General features: G+C 72.0%; 18 protein-coding genes. 10 read left to right on the forward strand and 8 right to left on the reverse strand.

What is annotated here, in order from left to right; all coding sequences use genetic code 11:
• Window positions 1–51: 51 nt before the first annotated feature.
• The 5 genes from QFZ75_RS23410 to QFZ75_RS23430 are packed head-to-tail and all read right to left on the reverse strand — an operon-like array spanning window position 52 to window position 5,752.
• Window positions 52–1,362 (reverse strand): DUF58 domain-containing protein, encoded by a 1,311-nt coding sequence (locus QFZ75_RS23410; protein ID WP_307539829.1) that lies wholly within the window; start codon window positions 1,360–1,362, stop codon window positions 52–54.
• Entirely contained in the window at window positions 1,362–2,354 is a 993-nt protein-coding gene (locus tag QFZ75_RS23415) for a MoxR family ATPase (RefSeq protein ID WP_307539831.1), read from the reverse strand. The genes QFZ75_RS23410 and QFZ75_RS23415 overlap by 1 nt, the downstream gene beginning before the upstream one ends.
• Entirely contained in the window at window positions 2,351–3,565 is a 1,215-nt protein-coding gene (locus QFZ75_RS23420; RefSeq protein ID WP_307539832.1) for a DUF4350 domain-containing protein, read from the reverse strand. The genes QFZ75_RS23415 and QFZ75_RS23420 overlap by 4 nt, the downstream gene beginning before the upstream one ends.
• Entirely contained in the window at window positions 3,562–4,323 is a 762-nt protein-coding gene (locus QFZ75_RS23425; RefSeq protein ID WP_307539833.1) for a DUF4129 domain-containing protein, read from the reverse strand. The genes QFZ75_RS23420 and QFZ75_RS23425 overlap by 4 nt, the downstream gene beginning before the upstream one ends.
• A 4-nt stretch (window positions 4,324–4,327) precedes the next feature.
• Window positions 4,328–5,752, reverse strand: a complete 1,425-nt coding sequence (locus tag QFZ75_RS23430) for a glycerophosphoryl diester phosphodiesterase membrane domain-containing protein (RefSeq protein ID WP_307539835.1) — start codon at window positions 5,750–5,752, stop codon at window positions 4,328–4,330.
• Window positions 5,753–5,892: 140 nt separating this feature from the next.
• Here QFZ75_RS23430 and mtnA point away from each other — a divergent pair, with 140 nt between their 5' ends.
• From mtnA to QFZ75_RS23465, 7 genes are all read left to right on the forward strand, one after another.
• Window positions 5,893–7,038, forward strand: a complete 1,146-nt coding sequence (gene mtnA / locus QFZ75_RS23435) for an S-methyl-5-thioribose-1-phosphate isomerase (RefSeq protein ID WP_307539837.1) — start codon at window positions 5,893–5,895, stop codon at window positions 7,036–7,038.
• Window positions 7,039–7,046: 8 nt separating this feature from the next.
• Complete coding sequence (gene mtrA / locus QFZ75_RS23440; protein ID WP_307539839.1) at window positions 7,047–7,736, forward strand: two-component system response regulator MtrA; 690 nt, start codon at window positions 7,047–7,049, stop codon at window positions 7,734–7,736.
• A gap of 1 nt (window position 7,737) precedes the next feature.
• Window positions 7,738–9,798 carry an MtrAB system histidine kinase MtrB gene (gene mtrB, locus QFZ75_RS23445; protein ID WP_307539841.1) on the forward strand — a complete coding sequence of 687 codons (2,061 nt, stop codon included), beginning with the start codon at window positions 7,738–7,740 and terminating at the stop codon, window positions 9,796–9,798.
• Window positions 9,788–11,641: an LpqB family beta-propeller domain-containing protein gene (locus QFZ75_RS23450; RefSeq protein WP_307539843.1), complete on the forward strand. Its 1,854-nt coding sequence runs from the start codon at window positions 9,788–9,790 to the stop codon at window positions 11,639–11,641. The genes mtrB and QFZ75_RS23450 overlap by 11 nt, the downstream gene beginning before the upstream one ends.
• A 78-nt stretch (window positions 11,642–11,719) precedes the next feature.
• Window positions 11,720–12,595: a ComF family protein gene (locus QFZ75_RS23455; protein WP_307539845.1), complete on the forward strand. Its 876-nt coding sequence runs from the start codon at window positions 11,720–11,722 to the stop codon at window positions 12,593–12,595.
• A gap of 315 nt (window positions 12,596–12,910) precedes the next feature.
• Window positions 12,911–13,603 (forward strand): ribosome hibernation-promoting factor, HPF/YfiA family, encoded by a 693-nt coding sequence (gene hpf / locus QFZ75_RS23460; RefSeq protein WP_373465927.1) that lies wholly within the window; start codon window positions 12,911–12,913, stop codon window positions 13,601–13,603.
• A 228-nt stretch (window positions 13,604–13,831) separates the two neighbouring features.
• Window positions 13,832–14,578, forward strand: coding sequence for a response regulator transcription factor (locus QFZ75_RS23465; protein WP_307539847.1), 747 nt, complete (start codon window positions 13,832–13,834; stop codon window positions 14,576–14,578).
• Window positions 14,579–14,636: 58 nt separating this feature from the next.
• Here QFZ75_RS23465 and QFZ75_RS23470 read toward each other — a convergent pair whose 3' ends face one another.
• A complete protein-coding gene (locus QFZ75_RS23470; RefSeq protein WP_307539849.1) occupies window positions 14,637–15,836 on the reverse strand; it encodes a winged helix-turn-helix domain-containing protein in 1,200 nt (399 codons plus the stop codon).
• 90 nt (window positions 15,837–15,926) lie between these two features.
• The gene (locus QFZ75_RS23475) at window positions 15,927–16,505 is read right to left on the reverse strand and encodes a GNAT family N-acetyltransferase (protein WP_307539851.1); all 579 of its coding nucleotides are present in this window, start codon (window positions 16,503–16,505) and stop codon (window positions 15,927–15,929) included.
• Window positions 16,506–16,752: 247 nt separating this feature from the next.
• Here QFZ75_RS23475 and secA point away from each other — a divergent pair, with 247 nt between their 5' ends.
• Window positions 16,753–19,611, forward strand: a complete 2,859-nt coding sequence (secA, locus tag QFZ75_RS23480) for a preprotein translocase subunit SecA (protein ID WP_307539853.1) — start codon at window positions 16,753–16,755, stop codon at window positions 19,609–19,611.
• A 407-nt stretch (window positions 19,612–20,018) separates the two neighbouring features.
• Here the strand turns inward: secA and QFZ75_RS23485 are convergent, their stop codons facing one another.
• Window positions 20,019–20,531, reverse strand: coding sequence for an Rv3235 family protein (locus QFZ75_RS23485; RefSeq protein WP_307539855.1), 513 nt, complete (start codon window positions 20,529–20,531; stop codon window positions 20,019–20,021).
• Window positions 20,532–20,854: 323 nt separating this feature from the next.
• Between QFZ75_RS23485 and QFZ75_RS23490 the strand changes: the two genes are divergently transcribed.
• Window positions 20,855–21,370 (forward strand): hypothetical protein, encoded by a 516-nt coding sequence (locus QFZ75_RS23490; RefSeq protein ID WP_307539856.1) that lies wholly within the window; start codon window positions 20,855–20,857, stop codon window positions 21,368–21,370.
• Window positions 21,371–21,427: 57 nt separating this feature from the next.
• Complete coding sequence (locus QFZ75_RS23495; RefSeq protein ID WP_307539858.1) at window positions 21,428–22,093, forward strand: HAD family hydrolase; 666 nt, start codon at window positions 21,428–21,430, stop codon at window positions 22,091–22,093.
• Window positions 22,094–22,134: the final 41 nt, after the last annotated feature.

The raw sequence follows: 22,134 nt of genomic DNA on the forward strand, positions 1-22,134 counted from the left end.
TTTCGGGGTTTGCAGGGAAAGCCCATGACGTGAAGGGCTCTCCCTGTTTGTTCACAGTCGGCCTGCTGCCTTCAGTGCCAGATATGCGTCCGCCAGCGCCGGCGGCAGGTCGTCCGGTGTCGCGTCGACGACTGTGACGCCGTGACGCATCAGTTGTTCGGCGGTGCGGTGGCGTTCCGCCTGGGCCTGGGCCGCGGCGGCCGCCTCGTACACGGACTCTGCGTTTCCCCGCGCCGTGGCCATGCGCTCGATGTGCGGGTCGGAGACCGAGGCGACCAGGACCGTGTGGCGCTGGGTGAGGCGGGAGAGCACCGGAAGAAGGCCCTCCTCGATGGGGGCCGCGTCCAGGGTCGTGAGGAGCACGATCAGCGAGCGGCGCGGGGCCGCACGGAGCGCGGTGGAGGCGAGGCCGCGGGCGTCCGTCTCGACGAGTTCCGGTTCGAGGTGGGCCATGACGTTGACCAGCGAGGGAAGGACGTCGCCCGCGGCTCGTCCCTGCACCAGGGCGCGTACGCGGCGGTCGTACGCGAGCAGGTCCACCCGGTCGCCGGCGCGGGAGGCGAGGGCCGCCAGGAGGAGTGCCGCGTCCATGGAGGCGTCCAGGCGGGGGGCGTCGCCGACCCGGCCCGCGGCCGTGCGGCCGGTGTCGAGGATCAGGAGGATGTGCCGGTCGCGTTCGGGGCGCCAGGTGCGTACCGCGACCCTCGACTGCCGGGCGGTGGCACGCCAGTCGATCGAGCGGGTGTCGTCACCGGGGACGTAGTCGCGCAGGCTGTCGAACTCGGTGCCCTGGCCGCGGGTCAGGACGCTGGTGCGGCCGTCGAGCTCGCGCAGGCGGGCCAGCTTCGAGGGCAGGTGCTTGCGGCTCGTGAAGGGCGGCAGGACGCGTACCGTCCAGGGGACCTTGTGGTTGCCCTGCCGGGCGAGGAGGCCGAGGGGGCCGTACGAGCGGATGGTCACGCGGTCCGCTCGGCGGTCGCCGCGGCGGGTGGGGCGCAGACGGGTGGTGACACGGCGGCGTTCGCCCGCGGGGACCGTCACCCGGTGGCGGGACTCGGCGACCTCCGTGCCGGGCTGCCAGCTGCTGGGGGGCCAGGCGTCGCGGATGCGGGCACGCAGGGGCCGGCCGGACGGGTTGGTGACGGTGAGGGTGACGTCGGCGGTCTCACCGAGACGTACGGACGTGTCGCCGGAGCGGGTCAGGCCGAGGCCGCGTACCGGTGCCGCGAGCGCGAAGTCGCAGGCGCAGGCGAGGGCCAGGGGGGCGTTGACGGCGAGGATGCCGGTCCAACCGGGTTCCAGGATGCCCACGGGGAGGGTGCCGAGGGCCGCCAGGAGGGCCGCGCGGCCGGTGAGCGCCATCAGCGGGGGACGGGGACGTGGGAGAGGATCGCGTTGATGACCGAGTCGGCGGTCACGCCCTCCATCTCGGCCTCCGGGCGGAGCTGGACGCGGTGGCGCAGGGTCGGCAGCGCGAGGGCCTTCACGTCGTCGGGGATGACGTAGTCGCGGCCGGTCAGCCAGGCCCAGGCGCGGGCCGTCGCCAGGAGCGCGGTCGCGCCGCGGGGGGACGCGCCGAGGTTCAGGGACGGCGATTCGCGGGTGGCGCGGCAGATGTCGACCACGTAGGCGGTGATCTCGGGGGAGACCGTGGTCTTGGCGACGGCCGCGCGGGCGGCTTCCAGGTCGGCCGGGCCCGCGACGGGGCGTACACCGGCGGCGCGCAGGTCGCGGGGGTTGAAGCCCGAGGCGTGGCGGGTGAGGACGTCGATCTCGTCCTGGCGGGAGGGGAGCGGGATCGTCAGCTTCAGGAGGAAACGGTCCAGCTGGGCTTCCGGCAGGGGGTACGTGCCCTCGTACTCGACCGGGTTCTGGGTGGCGGCGACCAGGAACGGCTCGGGGAGCGGGCGGGCGGTGCCGTCGACCGTGACCTGGCGCTCCTCCATCGCTTCCAGGAGGGACGACTGGGTCTTCGGCGGGGTGCGGTTGATCTCGTCGGCCAGCAGGAGGTTCGTGAAGACCGGGCCGGGCTGGAAGGAGAACTCCGCGGTGCGGGCGTCGTAGACGAGGGAGCCGGTGATGTCGCTCGGCATCAGGTCGGGGGTGAACTGGACGCGCTTGGTGTCGAGTTCCAGTGCCGCGGCGAGGGCCCGGACGAGGAGCGTCTTGGCCACTCCGGGAACTCCCTCCAGCAGGACGTGCCCGCGGCAGAGCAGGGCGACGACGAGACCGGTCACGGCGGGATCCTGGCCGACCACGGCTTTGGCGATCTCGGCGCGCAGGGCCTCCAGGGAGGCGCGGGCGGCGCCCGGATCCCCGGTGTTCCCGGCGTTGTCAGTGGTCGGGGCCATCATGGACGGCGTACCTCTCTTTCGAGGGCGTCGAGTTGGTCGGCTAGTGCGACGAGGGCCGCGTCGTCGCGGGGCGGCGGCCCGAAGAGGAGGGCGTGCAGGGACTGTCCTTCCCGGCGGAGCCGGGCGGACAGGGCGGGGAGCAGGGCTTCGGGCGTGTGCGCCTGGGCGGGGGAGACACCGGCGAGGGGGGCCAGTCGGGTGCGGGTGGTGGAGCGCAGGGCTCCGGCGGCCCGGTCGCGGGCGTTGGACTTGCGGTAGAGGCGGGCGCGGCCCTCGGCGGTCTCGGAGGCGCGGATCGCGACGGGGAGCCGTTCGGGGACGAGCGGACCGAGGCGGCGGGCGCGCCAGAGGGCGGCGAGGACCGCGGCGAAGAAGAGCTGCAGCGTGCCCCAGAGCCAGCCGGAGGGGATCAGGTCGAGGAAGCCGCTGTCGCCGGCGTCGGTCGCCGAGTCGTCGGAGAGCGAGGGGAGGTACCAGACCACATGGGGGCGGGAGCCGAGCAGTTGGAGGGCGAGGGAGGCGTTGCCCTGCTCGTCGAGCCGGTTGTTCTGGAGGAGGTCGGGGGCGCCGAGTACGACGGTGTCGCCGTTGCCTTCGGCTGCCGGGACGCGCAGCAGGGTGGGCAGGCCCTCGCTGGGGTAGCAGGAGTCGGCGTCGGGGGCATCCGTCGTGTAGCGGAGGCCGCCCGTGTCCGCGGTGCCCGCTCGTCGCGCGGCGGGCAGGGCGCAGCCGGGCGGGAGCGCGGAGTCGTAGCTGGGGGTGGCGTCGGCTTCGACCCCGGGGGCGAGGGTGCCGACGGACGGGGTGCCGGGGGCGACGAGGACGGTGCGGCCGCCGGAGTTCCGGTACGCGGAGTGCAGGCTGTCCTGCTGACGGCCGGTCAGCAGGTCGGGGCGGGCGATCAGCAGGGTCGTGTCGGAGCCGGCCGCGGCGCTCGCCGCGTCCAGGGTGGTGACCACGCGCGTGGAGACGCCCCGGTCGGAGAGCAGTTCGGCGACGGCGCGGCTGCCGTAGGGATCGGCGGAGCGGGGGTCGAGGCTGCCGTGCTGCGTGCCGGAGCGTACGACGGCGATGGTGACGGCGGCCGCCAGGAGGATCACGAGGGCGAGCAGGACACCGCGCGAACGGGTCCACACCTGGCGGACGGTGGGCGAGTCGGAGGTGGGCGGCAGGGCGGCCGGGGGCGGGGCGGTGGTGGTCCCGGAGGTCATTCGGCGGCCTCCTGGTGGGCGCCGCGGGCCGTGCCGGCACCGGCACCGGTGCTGCTGTTCGTGAGGACCGGCCTGGTGCGTTCCAGGTCGCCGTCGAGCCGGGCGAGGCGATGGTACGTCTCCGGCGTGGCCGTTCGTCCGCCGTACGTCACGTCGTCGAAGTCCCGTGCCGCGGCGCGCAGCCGGTCGGTGTGGGCCGGGAGGGTGCGGCCCGCTTCGGCGGCGGCCTCGTCGGCGGTGCGCCCGGGGCGCGGCTCGAGCAGGGCGCGTTCCTCCAGGGAGCGGACGACGGCGCGCATGCGTTCCTGGACGGCCTGGTTCCAGTGGGCCCGGGCCGCCTGCGCCTCGGCGGCCGCGCGGTGTTCGGCGGCGCTGCGCGGCCGGTCGTCGAAGAGCGGGGCGGCGGACGTGGGGCTCCTGCGGGGGGTGCCGAGGCGCCACCAGAGGGCACCGACGAGCGCTACGGCCGCCAGGACGACGACCAGGAGGCCGAGCCCGCCCCCGGGGGTCGCCGAGGAGGCGGCGTCGAGGAGTCTGCCGACCCATTCCCAGAACGCGTTCAGGGCCCGTTGGAACAGGCTGGGATCGTTCTCGTGGTACATCCGCTTCGACAGCTCGTCCCGGGCGGCCTCCCGTGCGGGATCGCGCGGGACGGTCACCGGTGGTTCGCCGTCGGCGCGCGACAGCGCCGGCACGATCGCGTCGCCGAGGCGCGGCCATGCCGGTATCGCTGTGAGAACTCCCCCCGCCGGACCCACGGTGTCAGCTCCCCGGGGTCGGTCCGGGAGTGCCGGAGCCGTATCCCTGGACGCCGGCCGCGCGGGCCAGGTCGAGGTCGAGGGCCTCGCGGCGGATGCGCTGGTCGATGTAGAGCAGGACGCTGACTCCGGCGGTGATCGGGAAGGTGAGCATGGAGCCGATCACCGAGCCGATACCGCTGACGACGAGGAACGTCCAGCCGAGGTCGCCGGAGCCGCCGTCGAGGAAGCCGCCTATGCCGTCGCCGCTGAGCGCGGCGGCGAGGAAGGTGAACGGGATCACGATGATCGACGCGATGATGTTCGCGATGATCGTGGCCAGGAGCTGGATGCCGAAGACCCGCCACCAGGAGCCGCGGACCAGCTTCGCGGAGCGGCCCAGCGACTTCGGGACGCTCTGCTTCTCCAGCATCAGGGCCGGCGAGGCCAGCGAGAAGCGGATCATCAGCCAGAGCGCGACGACGCCCGCGGCGAGGCCACCGAGGACGGCGAGCGCGACGGCGCCGTCGCCGCCGCCCGCGAGGCCCAGGAGGATGCCGGGCAGGGTGCCCACGCCGACGATCCCGACCGCAATGAGCGGGAGCAGGAAGGTCAGGCCGAAGAGCTTGAGCAGCTGGGGCCGGGCGTCCCGCCAGGCCTCGCCGGTGGTCACCGACCTGCCGAGGACGGCACGGCTGGTCACGGTCGTGAGCAGGGCCGTCGCGACGATGGTGCCGAGCAGGGTGATCAGCAGGACGACGCCGGAACTGCCGAGGGTGGTGCCGACGGCGCGGGTCAGTTCCTCGGCGGTGGCGCTGGGGTCGTCGAGCGTGTCCGCGGTCGCGCTGTCGTCCAGGACGAATCCCTGGAGCAGGATCACGCCGATCTGGGTGATGACCGCGACGGTCAGCGAGATACCGAGGACCGTGCGCCAGTGCGTACGCATGGTCGACACCGCGCCGTCGAGGATCTCGCCGACACCGAGCGGGCGGAGCGGGATGACGCCGGGCTTGGCCGCGGGCGGGGGACCGCCCCAGCCGCCGCCCCAGCCCGGGTGGCCGCCTGGACCCTGGTTCCAGCCGGGGTGGCCGCCCGGGGCCTGGCCCCAGCCGCCGTAGCCGCCGGGAGGTCCGTATCCGCCGGGGCCGCCGGGAGGCTGTCCGCCCCGGCCCGGGCCGGGCTGGGGCGGTGGCGGGGCCTGGGGCGGGGTGTCCTGGGGGGCGCCGGGGGAGGGCCACTGGGCGGGCGGGGGCTGCTCCTTGGACCACTTCGGGCCCGGACCGGACGGGTTGGTCCCGTCCGCGGGCTCCGCGGGCTCCGCGGGACGGGGCCGGTCCGCGGGCCGGACGGGGCCGGGAGCCGCCGGGTCCTGTCCGGCCTGTCCGTCCTGTCCGTTCTGCCCGTCGGAGGAGGCGGATCCGGGCGATGCCCAGCCCGGAGTGTCGTTCATCGTCGCTCCTTCACGGTGCCCGTCCGCGGTCGCGGCGGCAGGTTGGCTGCCATCGTGCCACGGTGCGGCCGGGAAGTGACCGGCCGCAGTATGGGCTGCACACCTTCAATTGTCCGGCCCGTACGGGGCAGACTGAGTGAATGGCTGATCAGTACGCGCAGTTCCACGAGGACAACCGGCTCATCGGGACACCCGCGATCCGTTGGGACGAGCCGCCGGAGGGACCCGTGCTGGTCCTCCTCGACCAGACCCGGCTGCCCGCCGAAGAGGTCGAGCTGGTGTGCACCGACGCGCCCGCGCTGGTGGAGGCGATCCGTTCGCTCGCCGTGCGCGGGGCCCCGCTGCTCGGCATCGCGGGGGCGTACGGGGTCGCGCTCGCCGCCGTCCGGGGCTTCGACGTCCAGGACGCCGCGGCCGCGCTCTCGAGTGCGCGGCCCACCGCGGTGAACCTCGCGTACGGAGTGCGCCGGGCCCAGGAGGCGCACCTCGCCGTCCTGCGGGCCGGCGGCGACCAGCAGCGGGCCGCCGAGGCCGCGCTGGCTGCCGCGCGGGCGCTCCACAGGGAAGACGCCGAGGCCAGCGCGCGTATGGCCGTGCACGGGCTGGCGCTGCTCGACGAGCTGCTGCCCGGCGGGAACCACCGGATCCTGACGCACTGCAACACCGGGGCGCTGGTGTCCGGCGGGGAGGGCACGGCGTTCGCGGTGGTGCTCGCGGCGCACCGCGCGGGGCGGCTGAGCAGGCTCTGGGTGGACGAGACGCGTCCGTTGCTGCAGGGTTCTCGCCTGACCTCCTATGAGGCGGCGCGCGCCCAAATGGCGTACACCTTGCTCACGGACAACGCTGCCGGGTCACTGTTCTCGGCTGGGGAGGTGGACGCGGTGCTCATCGGGGCCGACCGGATCGCCGCCGACGGTTCGGTGGCGAACAAGGTGGGGAGCTATCCGCTCGCCGTGCTGGCCAAGTACCACCACGTGCCGTTCATCGTGGTGGCGCCGCTGACGACGGTGGACCCGGACACCCCGAACGGAGCATCGATCGAGATCGAGCAGCGTGCCGGTCATGAAGTGACAGAGATCACAGCACCGCTGGTGCCGGTGGCGAGGGTCGAGGCGGGCGGCGGGATGGCGGTGGCCCCCTTGGGGACCCAGGCGTACAACCCGGCGTTCGACGTGACGCCGCCCGAGCTGGTGACGGCGATCGTCACCGAGGAGGGCGTCGTGTCGCCCGTGACGGCAGAGGCGCTCGCGGAGCTGTGTGACAGGTCACGCCAGGTAACGATTTAGTTAATGGGATGATGTCGTTTATGAAGGGACGAGTCCTTGTCGTCGATGACGACACCGCACTGGCCGAGATGCTCGGCATTGTGTTGCGTGGTGAAGGTTTTGAGCCGTCTTTCGTAGCCGACGGCGACAAGGCGCTGGCCGCTTTCCGTGAGAGCAAGCCCGACCTGGTGCTCCTGGACCTGATGCTTCCCGGCCGGGACGGCATCGAGGTGTGCCGCCTGATCAGGGCGGAGTCCGGGGTACCGATCGTGATGCTCACCGCGAAGAGCGACACCGTCGACGTCGTGGTCGGCCTGGAGTCGGGCGCCGACGACTACATCGTGAAGCCGTTCAAGCCGAAGGAGCTGGTGGCGCGGATCCGGGCCAGGCTGCGCAGGTCCGAGGAGCCGGCGCCCGAGCAGCTCGCCATCGGCGACCTGGTCATCGACGTGGCCGGTCACTCCGTGAAGCGGGAGGGCGCCTCGATAGCGCTCACCCCGCTGGAGTTCGACCTGCTGGTGGCGCTGGCCCGCAAGCCGTGGCAGGTGTTCACGCGCGAGGTGCTCCTGGAGCAGGTGTGGGGCTACCGGCACGCGGCGGACACCCGTCTGGTGAACGTCCATGTGCAGCGGCTGCGCTCCAAGGTCGAGAAGGACCCGGAGCGGCCGGAGATCGTGGTGACCGTCCGTGGCGTCGGTTACAAGGCAGGACCGAGCTGACGTGTCCCGGGACAGTGCCGCTTCGGCGCCCGGCGAACCGGGGGTCCGCCCGGAGCGGCCTGTCGGCCGGAGGATGACGGGCTCCCGCTGGGGGAGGTTCGTCGAGGGCGGGCTGCTCCAGGGCGGGGTCCAGGGCAGCCCGGTCCTGCGGCTGCTCATGCGCTGGGTGCGGCGGCCGCTGCTGCCCGTCATGCGGCTGTGGCGGCGCAACATCCAGCTCAAGGTCGTCGTCACGACCCTGCTGATGTCGCTGGGTGTCGTCCTGCTGCTGGGTTTCGTCGTCATCGGGCAGGTGCGCAACGGCCTGCTGGACGCCAAGGTCAAGGCCTCCCAGAGCCAGGCCACGGGCGGGTTCACGGTCGCCAAGCAGGAGGCCGACAACGTGGCGGGCGCGGGCGGGGACGACCGCTCGGGCCCGGACGACAACCCGGGCCAGAACGTCAGCGGGTGGATGAGCTCCCTCGTCGAGTCGCTCTCCAGCGGCGGCCAGGGCGCCTTCAGCGTGGTGACCCTCGGCACCGCCTCCGCGGACAGTGACAGCAGGGGCCTGGGACCGCGCGCCTCGGGATACGTCGACCCGAGCCTCAGCGTGCCCCAGGAGCTGCGCGAGCGGGTGGACGGCGGCACGGGCGCGGCCCAGAGCTACACGCGCATCGTCTACACCAACCGCCAGGACTCCCAGCCGGCGCTGATCATCGGCACCCGGGTCAACGACCCCAAGGGCGACCCCTTCCAGCTGTACTACCTGTTCCCGCTCACGCAGGAGGAGAAGTCGCTCAGCCTGGTCAAGGGGACGCTCGCGACGGCGGGGCTGTTCGTCGTCGTGCTGCTCGGGGCGATCGCCTGGCTCGTGGTGCGCCAGGTCGTCACGCCCGTGCGGATGGCCGCCGGGATCGCCGAGCGGCTGTCCGCGGGACGCCTGCAGGAACGTATGAAGGTCACCGGTGAGGACGACATCGCCCGGCTCGGCGAGGCCTTCAACAAGATGGCGCAGAACCTGCAGCTGAAGATCCAGCAGCTGGAGGACCTGTCGCGGATGCAGCGGCGGTTCGTGTCCGACGTCTCGCACGAGCTGCGGACGCCGCTGACGACCGTCCGGATGGCGGCCGACGTCATCCACGACGCGCGCGTGGACTTCGATCCGATGACCGCACGGTCGGCCGAGCTGCTCGCCGACCAGCTGGACCGCTTCGAGACGCTGCTCGCGGACCTGCTGGAGATCAGCCGCTTCGACGCCGGCGCGGCGGCCCTGGAGGCCGAGCCGATAGACCTGCGGGTGGTCGTGCGCAGGGTCATCAGCGGGGCCGAGCCGCTCGCCGAGCGCAAGGGCAGCCGGGTACGGGTCGTCGGCGACCAGCAGCCCGTGATCGCCGAGGCGGACGCCCGGCGCGTGGAGCGGGTGCTGCGCAACCTGGTGGTCAACGCCGTGGAGCACGGTGAGGGCAACGAGGTCGTGGTCAAGCTCGCGGCGGCGGGCGGCGCGGTCGCGGTCGCGGTGCGCGACTACGGGGTGGGCCTCAAGCCCGGCGAGGCGACCCGGGTGTTCAGCCGCTTCTGGCGTGCCGACCCGGCACGCGCGCGCACCACCGGCGGTACGGGCCTCGGCCTGTCCATCGCCCTGGAGGACGCGCGGCTGCACGGCGGCTGGCTGCAGGCGTGGGGCGAGCCGGGCGGCGGCTCGCAGTTCCGGCTGACGCTGCCGCGGACCGCGGACGAGCCGCTGCGGGGCTCGCCGATACCGCTGGAACCCAAGGACTCGCGGCGCAACCGCGGACTCAACGACGCGGGGCTGCCGCTGGGCGGCACGCAGAAGCTGGCCACGGTGCCCGTGCAGCCCCCCGGTGAGCGGGCGGTGCCGCCCATGCCCTCGCGCGACCCCAGGGTGGCGGGCGCGGTCGATCCGGCCGCGCTGCCGGGCAACGGCGCGCGCGTGGTGCCGCGGCCCGCCGCGGAGGTCCGCGGCCCGGCCGCGGAGCCGGAGGAATCACCGTCCGAGGACGGACCGGGAACCGGCGTGCGGCCGGACGAGCTGAAGCAGGGGGAGGGCTCTCGTGGGCGCTGACCGCGATCGGGGCGGCCGTCGGCGTCCGGCGCACGTGCTGGTGTACGCCGCCTGCGGCACCGTACTGCTGGCCGGGTGCGCGTCGATGCCGGACGGAGGGGACCTGCGCGATGTGGAGGCCTCGCAGCGGCCGGACGCGCAGGTGCGGGTGTTCGCCATGCCGCCGCGGGAGAACGCCCAGCCCGAGGAGATCGTGCAGGGCTTCCTCGAAGCGCTGACCAGCGACGATCCGGAGTTCGAGACGGCCCGCAAGTATCTGACCGAGAAGGCGTCGAAGGCATGGCGTCCGAACGAGTCGACGACGATCCTGGCGGACGGGCCGAACACCGTGGCGGAGCACAGCGGCAGCAGGGAGGCGACCGGCGACTACGCCTACTCGCTGATCGGCACCAAGGTCGCCACCGTGGACTCGCAGTTCGCCTACGAGCCCGCCGACGGAGCGTACGAGCGGACCGTGCACCTCACGGAGCACGAGGAGCCGGACGGTTCCAAGGAGTGGCGCATCGACGCCCTGCCGTCGGGCCTGGTGATGGGGATGTCCGACTTCCAGCGCAACTACGAGTCCGTCAATAAGTACTACTTCGCCTCGAACGCCCGCGACAGGACCGACGACCAGCTCGGGGCGGTCGCCGATCCCGTCTACGTACGGGAGCAGGTGGACCCGGTCACGCAGATGGTCCGCTCGGTCCTGAAGGGGCCGACGAGGTGGCTCAAGCCGGTGGTCAGGTCGAGTTTCCCCACCGGTACGGCGCTGAAGAAGGGCGTCAGGTCGCTGACGCCCGACGACCAGAACCGGCTGACGGTGCCGTTGAACGCCAAGGCCGACCGGGTCGGGCAGTCCGTGTGCACGGAGATGGCCGCGCAGATCCTCTTCACGCTCCAGGACCTGACGCCGACGGGCATCGACGAGGTGGAGCTGCAGCGTTCGGACGGCACGCAGTCGTGCGTGCTCAGGAAGGACCGGGCCGAGATCTACGTGGCGCACGGTCCGGCGAAGCGCGCCGAGTACGAGTACTTCATCGACGGCGACAAGCGGCTGGTGCGGATACCGGGGGCCGGCAGCGAGCAGGAGCCCGAGCCGGTGCCCGGCGCGCTCGGCGACGGGGACAAGGAACTGCGGGCGGCGGCCGTCTCGCGCGACGAGGACACCGCGGCCGGGGTCTCGCTCGACGGGCGCTCGCTGTACGTCGGCTCGCTCGCGTCGGGCGGGTCGCTGGGTGAGGCCGTGCTGGAGAGCGACGCCACGTCGCAGGACGACGGGCTGACGACTCCCAGCTGGGACGCGAGTGGTGACCTGTGGGTGGCCGACCGCGGCCCGAAGGACTCCCGGCTGCTCCTGCTGTCGAAGGGCGCGGGCGACCCCCTGGAGGTCTCGACCCCCGGCCTGGAGGGGCGGATCGAGGCGGTGCGGGTGGCCGCGGACGGCGTGCGGATCGCGCTGATGGTGCGCGACGACAAGCGGACGACGCTGCTCATGGGGCGGATCGAACGCACGGACCCGGCGGGCGAGAACCGGAGCAACGCCGTCGCCATCCGTGAACTGCGGGCCGTGGCACCGCAGCTGGAGGAGGTCACCGCGATGTCCTGGGCCGGGGACAGCCGCCTGGTCGTGGTGGGGCGCGAGGCCCGTGGCGTGCAGCAGATCCAGTACGTGCAGGTCGACGGGTCCACGCCGGTCGGGCCGGCTCCCTCCGCGCTCACCGGTGTGCAGGAGATCGCCGCCTCCGAGGACGAGCGGCTGCCGCTGGTGGCGCACTCGGAGGACGGCATCGTGCGGCTCTCGTCCGGTTCGCAGTGGCAGACCGTGGTCAAGACGGGGATGGCGCCGGTCTATCCGGGGTGAACCGCTCGCCCGCGGTTGTCCACAGGCAGTTGTCCACAGGGCTGGCCGGGGCGCTCGGACCTTGGCACAGTGGTGGGCATGCGGGGGTGGTGGCAGGACCTCACCGACCTGGTGCTTCCGGCCGAGTGCGGAGGCTGCGGACGGCCTCGCACGGTGCTCTGTCCCGGGTGCCGTGCCGCCCTGACGGGGGACGGACCGGCCCGTGTGCGGCCTGACCCGGCGCCCCCGGGACTGCCGGTGGTGCACGCGGCGGCTCCGTACGAGGACCAGGTGCGGGCAACGCTCCTGGCCCACAAGGAACGGGGGGCGTTGATGCTCGCGGGACCGCTGGGAGCGGCGCTGGCGGGGGCGGTGCGGGCGGGGCTCGGAACCGGCGGGCGCGCCGGGGAGCACCCCTGCGGGGCGGACCTTCGCGGGGCGCCGGTGCTGCTGGTCCCTGTGCCGTCGGCGCGGCGGGCGGTGCGGGCGCGGGGGCACGACCCGGCGCGGCGGATCGCACTCGCCGCGGCGGCCGGGCTGCGACGGGGCGGGACGCCGGCCCGGGTGCTCGCCGTGCTGCGGCAGCGGCGTGGCGTGGCCGACCAGTCGGGGCTCACCGCACGGCAGCGGCTGGACAACCTGGCCGGCGCGCTGGAGGTGGCACCGGCAGGCAGGGAGCTGCTGGCCGGTGGCGGGCGGATCGTGCTCGTCGACGACCTGATGACGACGGGCGCGTCCCTGGCCGAGGCGGCGAGGGCCCTGAGAGCGGTTCTCCCGGTTCTCCCGGAAAGGAGCGGATTCTACGGCCGGGTAACACCGGGAACGGCGGAGGAAGGGACATGCCGGGCAACGGCGGCAGGTGTAGGCCGGGCAGAAGCGGTCAGGGAAAAGGGGAGCGCGAACAGCGCGGAGGACGGGATCGGCGCGGCGGTGGTCGCGGCGTCTCCAGCTTCTTTCGAAATAAACCGGAACTGACAGAGAAGTTGCGTCGTTGCAGGTAGTAAGAGGTTCCATTCACCGCAATGGAGGTACACCGCAGTAGAGGGTGACGACATCCGTCCGGGCGAGATATGTTCGGTTGTGAGGGAATGGCGGACGCCGTCCCCTGCATATCGGAATGCCGCGCCGCGGGATTTCCTCATTCACCCGCGACAGGGGAGTGGAGATCTTCCCCGTGGGGGAGGAGGAGGTGGAAGTCGCCGAGTCGGAGGCTCCGGGACGCTCCGGAGTCTGGTGCAAAAGGGAGACGCCCCGCCGTCGATGCGGGGCGATCCGGGAACGGAGTTCTGCGTGGACATCGTCGTCAAGGGCCGCAAGACCGAGGTGCCGGAGCGGTTCCGCAAGCACGTGGCCGAGAAGCTGAAGCTGGAGAAGATCCAGAAGCTCGATGGCAAGGTGATCAGCCTAGACGTCGAGGTGTCCAAGGAGCCGAACCCCCGGCAGGCCGACCGCTCCGACCGGGTGGAGATCACCCTCCACTCCCGCGGTCCGGTGATCCGGGCGGAAGCCGCGGCGAGCGATGTGTACGCCGCGCTGGACCTGGCGGCGGACAAGCTGGAGAGCCAGCTGCGCAAGCACCACGACAAGCGGTACACACGCCGGGGCACCCGGAGGATCTCGGCCGCCGAGGTCGCCGACCACGTCCCGGACGCCGCGACGCTCGACGGGAACGGCGCCGTCGTCCGCGACGAGGAGCCCGACGCGGTGCCGACCAAGAAGATCGGTCCGCTCGAGGTGAAGGGTGACGGTCCCCTCGTCGTCCGCGAGAAGACCCACGTCGCATCCCCGATGACACTCGACCAGGCGCTCTACGAGATGGAGCTGGTCGGGCACGACTTCTACCTGTTCGTCGACTCCGAGACCAAGGAGCCGAGCGTCGTCTACCGGCGGCACGCGTACGACTACGGCGTCATCCACCTCAGCACGGACCCGATGGTCGCCGAGGCGGAGCACACCCCGCCGGGCGGTTCGCTGGGCGGCTGACCTCGGCGACGAGCTCCCCCGGCCTTCGGCCGAGGGGGCCCGCCCGGTGCCCCTGGAGTGTTCGCGCACTCCCAGGGGCACCGGTGTACGACCCCTTCGTGTGCCGCTCTGTCATCCCGTTGTCGTCCGGGCATGAAATCATGGCCGTACCGGCCTCAACCGGTGTGTTGTCGTGCTGTGTTGGCGAGGGCACAGGAATACAGGCCACGGCCTTCACGGGGAGGAACCATGGCGGACAGCTTCGGACCGATGCGGGACGGGGGTGCCCACGACGGCGCCGTCGGCATGGGCCCGGACGCGGGCTCCCCGCGCAAGGAGCCCATCCGGGTCCTTGTCGTGGACGATCACGCCCTTTTCCGTCGCGGCCTGGAGATCGTGCTGGCCGCCGAGGAGGACATCCAGGTCGTCGGGGAGGCGGGTGACGGGGCCGAGGCGGTCGACAAGGCCGCCGATCTGCTGCCCGACATCGTGCTGATGGACGTACGGATGCCGAAGCGCGGCGGCATCGAGGCGTGCACCTCCATCAAGGAGGTCGCTCCCAGCACGAAGATCATCATGCTGACGATCAGCGACGAGGAGGCCGACCTCTACGACGCGATCAAGGCGGGGGCCACGGGGTACCTCCTGAAGGAGATCTCCACGGACGAGGTGGCCACGGCCATCCGCGCCGTCGCGGACGGGCAGTCGCAGATCAGTCCTTCGATGGCCTCGAAACTGCTGACCGAGTTCAAGTCGATGATCCAGCGCACGGACGAGCGGCGGCTGGTGCCGGCGCCTCGGCTCACCGAGCGTGAGCTGGAGGTTCTGAAGCTGGTGGCGACCGGGATGAACAACCGGGATATCGCCAAGCAGTTGTTCATCTCCGAGAACACCGTGAAGAACCACGTGCGGAACATTCTGGAGAAGCTGCAGCTGCACTCCAGGATGGAGGCCGTGGTGTACGCGATGCGCGAGAAGATTCTTGAGATTCGCTGATCGTTGATTATTGAAATTCGGTGGGGCCGGGAGCGCGGTTCCCCGCACTCCCGGAACGCTAAAGACTCCTGGCCAGCTCGGCCGTGAGGGCGTCCCGCAGGAACGGGGTGTCGGCGCGTTCCACCCGGACGGTCGTGCAGTCCACCCAGGTGGCCGCTTCCAGGAGGGCCTGGGCCACCGCGGGGACGGATCCGGGGCTGTCCAGGGTCACCTGCCTGGCGATCAGGGTGGTGCCCTCGCGGGCCGGGTCCACCCGGCCCACCAGGTGGCCACCGGACAGGACCGGCATGGCGAAGTAGCCGTACACCCGCTTCGGCTTGGGGACGTACGCCTCCAGGCGGTGGGTGAAACCGAAGATGCGCTCCGTGCGCGCCCGGTCCCAGACCAGCGAGTCGAACGGGGACAGCAGGGTCGTGCGATGACGGCCGCGCGGGGTCGTCGCGAGCGCCTCGGGGTCCGCCCAGGCCGGTTTCGACCAGCCCCGCACCGTGACCGGGACCAGGCCCGAGTCCGCGATCACCGCGTCGACCTGCTCGCCCTTGAGGCGGTGGTAGTCGGCGATGTCCGCGCGGGTGCCCACCCCCAGCGAGCGGCCCGCGAGCCGTACCAGGCGGCGCAGGCACTCCGCGTCGTCCAGATCGTCGTGCAGCAGCGGGTCCGGGATCGCCCGCTCGGCCAGGTCGTACACCCGCTTCCAGCCGCGCCGCTCCGTGCACACCACCTCGCCGTACATCAGCGCGCGCTCGACGGCGACCTTGGTGCCCGACCAGTCCCACCACTCGCTGGTCCTCTTCGCGCCGCCCAAGTCGGTGGCCGTGAGCGGGCCTTCGGCTCTCAGCTGCTTGATGACCTGGTCGTACGTGCCGTCCGGCAGCGCGTGGTTCCAGTGCGGGCGGGCGCGGTAGGCGCGGCGGCGGAAGGCGAAGTGCGGCCACTCCTCGACGGGGAGGATGCAGGCCGCGTGCGACCAGTACTCGAAGGCGTGCGGCCGCGGGGGAGCCGTGCCGACGGGGGCCGGGGTCCAGTACGCCTCGTCGACCGTCCTGCGGCCGACGGCGCCGAGGCGCGCGTACGGGATGAGTTCGTGGGAGCGGGCCAGGACGGAGATGGTGTCCAGCTGGACCGCGCCCAGGTGCCGCAGTACGCCCCGGACGCCGCCCCTGCGGTCGGGGGCTCCCAGGAAGCCCTGCGCGCGCAGGGCGATCCGACGGGCCTCGTCGGCGGAGAGTTCGGCGGCCGGGCGCGGCAGACTGGTCATGGTCCGCACGATAGGCGGTGCCACTGACATCCGGGCCCGACCTGCGCGGTCCGGCGCGGACGAGCGCGGTCCGGTGCGGACGCGGGGCGGTCAGGTCTGGGGCGGGGCGGGCAGGTAGGGCGCCGTCGACGGCAGTCCCAGGTCCGACGGGAGCAGGGAGCCGACCCAGCAGTCGCGGCGTACACCCTTGTTGTTGAGGCCGGAGCGGAGGATCCCCTCGATGGTGAAGCCGGCGCGTTCGGCGACCGCGCGGGAACCCGTGTTGCCCACCTCGGCGCGCCACTCGACGCGGTCCAGGGCGCGTTGGGTGAACGCCCAGCGGGACGCGGTGAGCGCCGCCTCGGTGATGTAGCCGTTGCCCCGGTGCTCCTTCGTCGCCCAGAAGCCGATCTCACCGACGCCCAGGGCGTGCATCGTGATGCCGAGCATGCCGGCCAGCTCACCGCCGGCGGGCAGGAAGACGCCGAAGGTGAACATCGAGCCGTCCGCCCATCCGTCGGGCACCAGCTGCTCGGTGAAGCCGACGGCGTGCTCGCGCAGGTAGGGCGACGGGATCGTGGTCCAGCGCTGGATGTCGGGATCCTGGACGGCGTCGAACACGGCGTCGCTGTCGTGGGCTCCCACCGTGCGCAACAGAAGTCGTTCGGAGGTCAGTGTGACGGGGTCCATCGGCCGATTCTGCTCGGGCCCGGGTACGGAAGCCATCCCTTTAGCGCTCCGTGAAGACGCGGTCACCTTTCGTGGCGGCGGCGCGGCACCTTCCGCATCCCCCGCCCGTTGTCTCCAGTGGCTGTCACATGCAGACCTCCCGGCGCGGTGGGGTCCTCGCTTACGATGGCCGTTGCTCAAGCTGTGATTCGAATCCGTCCATTGAAACCGACCGTCCCAGGCCCGACCGGCAAGGAGACAAACCCTCGTGTCCGTCCTCTCGAAGATCATGCGTGCAGGCGAAGGAAAGATCCTGCGCAAGCTGCACCGCATCGCGGACCAGGTCAACTCCATCGAAGAGGACTTCGTTGACCTCTCCGACGCCGAGCTGCGAGCCCTGACCGATGAGTACAAGCAGCGGTACACCGACGGCGAGAGCCTCGACGACCTGCTACCGGAGGCGTTCGCGACCGTCCGCGAGGCCGCCAAGCGCGCCCTCGGCCAGCGCCCCTACGACGTGCAGATCATGGGCGGCGCCGCCCTCCACCTCGGCTATGTCGCCGAGATGAAGACCGGCGAGGGCAAGACCCTGGTCGGCACGCTGCCCGCGTATCTGAACGCCCTCTCCGGGGAAGGCGTCCACCTCATCACGGTCAACGACTACCTGGCCGAGCGCGACTCCGAGATGATGGGCCGCGTCCACAAGTTTCTGGGCCTGTCCGTCGGCTGCATCCTCGCCAACATGACGCCGGCCCAGCGCCGCGAGCAGTACGCCTGCGACATCACGTACGGCACGAACAACGAGTTCGGTTTCGACTACCTGCGCGACAACATGGCGTGGTCCCAGGACGAACTGGTCCAGCGCGGCCACAACTTCGCGATCGTCGACGAGGTCGACTCGATCCTCGTCGACGAGGCCCGTACGCCGCTGATCATCTCCGGCCCCGCCGACCAGGCCACCAAGTGGTACGGCGACTTCGCCAAGCTCGTCACGCGCCTGAAGAAGGGCGAGGCGGGCAACAGCCTCAAGGGCATCGAGGAGACCGGCGACTACGAGGTCGACGAGAAGAAGCGCACCGTCGCCATCCACGAGTCGGGGGTCGCGAAGGTCGAGGACTGGCTGGGCATCGACAACCTCTACGAGTCGGTCAACACCCCTCTGGTGGGCTACCTGAACAACGCCATCAAGGCGAAGGAGCTCTTCAAGAAGGACAAGGACTACGTCGTCATCGACGGCGAAGTCATGATCGTCGACGAGCACACCGGCCGTATCCTCGCCGGCCGCCGCTACAACGAGGGCATGCACCAGGCGATCGAGGCGAAGGAAGGGGTGGACATCAAGGACGAGAACCAGACGCTCGCCACGATCACCCTCCAGAACTTCTTCCGCCTCTACAAGCGCCACGACCACAACGGCAAGGAGGTCCCCGGCCTCTCCGGCATGACCGGTACGGCGATGACCGAGGCGGCCGAGTTCCACCAGATCTACAAGCTCGGCGTGGTCCCGATCCCGACCAACCGGCCGATGGTCCGCAAGGACCAGTCCGACCTGATCTACCGCACCGAGGTCGCGAAGTTCGAGGCGGTCGTCGACGACATCGCCGAGAAGCACGAGAAGGGCCAGCCGATCCTCGTCGGCACCACCTCGGTCGAGAAGTCCGAGTACCTCTCGCAGCAGCTCAGCAAGCGCGGCATCCAGCACGAGGTGCTGAACGCGAAGCAGCACGACCGCGAGGCGCCGATCATCGCGCAGGCCGGCCGCCGGGGCGCCGTCACCGTCGCCACGAACATGGCCGGCCGCGGTACGGACATCAAGCTCGGCGGCAACCCCGAGGACCTCGCCGAGGCGGAGCTGCGCCAGCGCGGCCTCGACCCCGAGGAGCACATCGAGGAGTGGGCCGCCGCGCTGCCGGCCGCCCTGGAGCGGGCCGAGAAGGCCGTGCAGGCGGAGTTCGAGCAGGTCAAGGACCTCGGCGGGCTCTACGTGCTGGGCACCGAGCGGCACGAGTCGCGGCGTATCGACAACCAGCTGCGCGGTCGCAGCGGCCGTCAGGGCGACCCGGGCGAGTCCCGCTTCTACCTCTCGCTGGGCGACGACCTGATGCGGCTCTTCAAGGCGCAGATGGTCGAGCGCGTCATGTCGATGGCGAACGTCCCCGACGACGTGCCGATCGAGAACAGGATGGTCACCAAAGCCATCGCCTCCGCCCAGTCGCAGGTCGAGACGCAGAACTTCGAGACCCGCAAGAACGTCCTCAAGTACGACGAGGTCCTCAACCGGCAGCGCGAGGTCATCTACGGCGAGCGCCGCCGCGTCCTGGAGGGCGAGGACCTGCAGGAGCAGATCCAGCACTTCATGAACGACACGATCGACGCGTACATCGACGCGGAGACCGCGGAGGGCTTCGCCGAGGAGTGGGACGTCGACCGGCTGTGGGGCGCCTTCAAGCAGCTCTACCCGGTGAAGGTGACCGTCGAGGAGCTGGAGGAGGCGGCCGGTGACCGTGCCGGTCTGACCGCCGAGTTCATCTCCGAGTCCATCAAGGACGACATCTACGAGCAGTACGCGGCCCGTGAGGAGCAGCTCGGCTCCGAGATCATGCGGGAGCTGGAGCGACGGGTCGTGCTGTCGGTCCTGGACCGCAAGTGGCGCGAGCACCTCTACGAGATGGACTACCTGCAGGAGGGCATCGGCCTGCGCGCGATGGCCCAGAAGGACCCGCTGGTCGAGTACCAGCGCGAGGGCTTCGACATGTTCACCGCCATGATGGACGGCATCAAGGAGGAGTCCGTCGGCTACCTGTTCAACCTGGAGGTCCAGGTCGAGCAGCAGGTCGAGGAGGTTCCGGTCGCGGACGCGGCGCCGTCGCTGGACAAGCAGGAAGCCGTCCCGGCGGGTGCGGGCGCCGGTGGCGGTGGCGCGCGGCCGGAGATCCGGGCCAAGGGGCTCGACGCTCCGCAGCGGCCGGACCGGCTGCACTTCTCCGCGCCGACCGTGGACGGCGAGGGCGGTGTCGTCGAGGGTGACTTCGCCACGGACGACGAGCCCGTGCGGTCCGAGTCCGACGGGCTCACCCGGGCCGAGCGGCGTAAGCAGCAGAAGGGTGGGCGGCGTCGCAAGAAGTGACGGTTCGCTCCGCGGGTTGAGCGGTTGAGCGGTTGAGCGGTTGAGCGGTTGAGTGGTTGAGCCGCTGGGTTGTCGGGTTGTTGAAGGGCCGGGTGCTTTGGTGCCCGGCCCTTTGTGTTTGCCGTGGCTTCCCTGCTGGGCGCTGGGCGCCGGGCTCCGGGCTCCGGGCGTCGGCGGAAGTGTTTCGGGTGCGGGGCGGTGGGGGCTTGTCGCGCAGTTCCCCGCGCCCCTAGAAGGGGCCGGTGGGGTGGGGGCGAGTGCGCGGTTCCCCGCGCCCCTAGAAGGGGCCGGCGGGGTGGGGGCGAGCGCGCGGTTCCCCGTGCCCCTGGGAGGGGCCGGTGGGGTGGGGGTGAGCGCGCGGTTCCCCGTGCCCCTCGCGGGGCCTGTGTGGGGGCTTGTGCGCAGTTCTACGTGTCCTTCGCGGTCGGCCCGGGGCGGGGGACGCCCAGTTCCACCGCTGTGCAGCGCCAGCGGAGGTCCGGGCCCTGTTCCAGGCGGAAGGCCATGGCGCGCAGCTGGTCGCCGGCGCCGATGCGCGCGAAGGCCTCGATGGCGCCGGAGCGGGGCACGTAGTAGCCGATGTCCCGGACGACCGGGCGGGTGCCGTGGGTGCGCAGGGGGCCGCGTTCGGCGAGCCGGGCCAGCTCGTCGTAGGCGCGGCCCGCGGTGTGCCGGAGCATGCAGTGGACCGGGCGCCGGCCGCTCAGCACCTCGACGAGCCGGTCCGCGAACAGGTCGGTGGGGCGCGGACCGGGGGGTGGCACGCCGTCCGGGGCCGTCGGCGGGGCGCTGCGGGCCCGTGGCGCGTCCGGTGTGCTCCTGGGCGGCGTACGGGTCGCTCCGCCCGGACGGCGGGTGTCGTGGCGGACGGGCGGGCGGGAGCCCGGGGTGCGCCTCGTCCTGGTCATCACCTTGTTCACGACGGAGCCCCATTCGGTCGGACCGGCTCATACCGGTCGGTAACTTTCCGTTGGGGATCTTGTACGAGGTCGGGGCGGGCGGCCGCAAGCGGGACAGGAGGACGCGGGCGGCGCCGGATCGTTCACCTATCAGGGTGGCGGGGAGGGGCGGAAGGCCTGGCGGGGCAGGGGCGTACCGGGTGACGGGCGGGACGGCGGTGGACGTCCGCGCGGGGCGGGCGCTGAACTCGAAAGAGGACGCCCGCACGTATCCTGATGGCCTCCCGGGAGGCGCGGAACCCGCCCACGGACTTACCGGACCACCTCTACGAAAGCGGTCAGCCATGCGCGTCTACGTCCCCCTGACCCTCCCCGGTCTCGCCGAGGCGTACAGGACGGGTGAGCTCGGGCACGGTCCGTTCGCCGCGTACGCCGTCACGCCCGCGCTGCGCGAGTGGTACCTCTCCGACGACCTCGAGGAACTGGAGTACGCGGCGCTGAACCGGGCCGCGCTCGCCTCCCTGCGGCTGGTCGCGCTCGACCCCGGTGCCCCGCGCCGGCGGGTCGTCGTCGCCGTCGACGTGCCGGAGGGGGCCGCGGTCCCCGATCCCGGCCGGGGCCTCGACCCCGCGTCCCTCGGTGAGGTGCGGGTCGGCGGGCCGGTGGCGCTGGCCGAGGCGGCGGCCGTGCACGTCGACTCGGACGAGGCCGGGACGGACGTGACGGCGGCCGTGGACGCGCTGGGCGCGGCGGACCGGGGCGACGAGGACGCGCAGTTCACCGTGGACGGGGCCGAGGACCACGAACTGCTGTGGTTCGCCACGCAGGAGATCCCGAACCTGGTGGGGCTCGGCGACTGACGCCCCGCACGGAGCGCGGTACGGGGCCCTGTCGGTGGGGCCGGGTATTTTCTGGATATGGGGACGCACGGAGCGACACACATCGTCTGGGACTGGAACGGGACGCTGTTCCACGACAACGAGGCCATCATCGGTGCGACGAACGCGGCGTTCACCGAGCTCGGCATACCGCCGATCACGCTGGAGCGGTACCGGGAGCTGTACTGCGTACCCGTACCGAAGTTCTACGAGCGGCTGATCGGGCGGCTGCCGACGGACGAGGAGTGGGAGGTCATGGATCTGACCTTCCATCGGCACTACGCGGAGCACCGGGTGGGCTGCGGGCTCGCCGAAGGGGTGCCCGGGCTCCTCGAGGAGTGGGTGTCGGCCGGGCGGAGCCAGTCGATCCTGAGCATGTACGGGCACGAGGAACTCGTCCCGCTGGTGCGCGGGTTCGGGATCGAACCGCACTTCCTGCGGGTCGACGGGCGGACCGGCCCGTCCGGCGGCAGCAAGGCCGAGCACATGGTGCGGCACCTGAGAGCCCTCACGGGCGTGGACCCCGCTCGTACGGTGGTGATCGGGGACGCGGCCGACGACGCCACGGCGGCACGGCACGTCGGCGCGAAGGCCGTGCTGTACACCGGGGGTTCGCACAGCCGGGCCAGCCTCGAAGGTGTCGGGGTGCCGGTGGTGGACACCCTGACGGAAGCCGTGACGGTGGCCCGGTGGCTGGCGGCGTGAGCGTGGCCCCGGCCGGGCGCGCCACGGTGTGAGCCGGGCCA

Source organism: Streptomyces sp. V3I8, from assembly GCF_030817535.1.
Lineage (GTDB): Bacteria > Actinomycetota > Actinomycetes > Streptomycetales > Streptomycetaceae > Streptomyces.

Bases quoted from the DNA above. Each gene is read 5' to 3' on its own strand.
- QFZ75_RS23470 (WP_307539849.1), bottom strand. From the start codon at position 15,836: ATGACCAGTCTGCCGCGCCCGGCCGCCGAACTCTCCGCCGACGAGGCC.
- QFZ75_RS23455 (WP_307539845.1), top strand. From the start codon at position 11,720: ATGCGGGGGTGGTGGCAGGACCTCACCGACCTGGTGCTTCCGGCCGAG.
- QFZ75_RS23415 (WP_307539831.1), bottom strand. From the start codon at position 2,354: ATGATGGCCCCGACCACTGACAACGCCGGGAACACCGGGGATCCGGGC.
- QFZ75_RS23495 (WP_307539858.1), top strand. From the start codon at position 21,428: ATGGGGACGCACGGAGCGACACACATCGTCTGGGACTGGAACGGGACG.
- QFZ75_RS23430 (WP_307539835.1), bottom strand. From the start codon at position 5,752: ATGAACGACACTCCGGGCTGGGCATCGCCCGGATCCGCCTCCTCCGAC.
- mtnA (WP_307539837.1), top strand. From the start codon at position 5,893: ATGGCTGATCAGTACGCGCAGTTCCACGAGGACAACCGGCTCATCGGG.
- QFZ75_RS23490 (WP_307539856.1), top strand. From the start codon at position 20,855: ATGCGCGTCTACGTCCCCCTGACCCTCCCCGGTCTCGCCGAGGCGTAC.
- QFZ75_RS23420 (WP_307539832.1), bottom strand. From the start codon at position 3,565: ATGACCTCCGGGACCACCACCGCCCCGCCCCCGGCCGCCCTGCCGCCC.
- QFZ75_RS23465 (WP_307539847.1), top strand. From the start codon at position 13,832: ATGGCGGACAGCTTCGGACCGATGCGGGACGGGGGTGCCCACGACGGC.
- QFZ75_RS23475 (WP_307539851.1), bottom strand. From the start codon at position 16,505: ATGGACCCCGTCACACTGACCTCCGAACGACTTCTGTTGCGCACGGTG.
- QFZ75_RS23410 (WP_307539829.1), bottom strand. From the start codon at position 1,362: ATGGCGCTCACCGGCCGCGCGGCCCTCCTGGCGGCCCTCGGCACCCTC.
- mtrA (WP_307539839.1), top strand. From the start codon at position 7,047: ATGATGTCGTTTATGAAGGGACGAGTCCTTGTCGTCGATGACGACACC.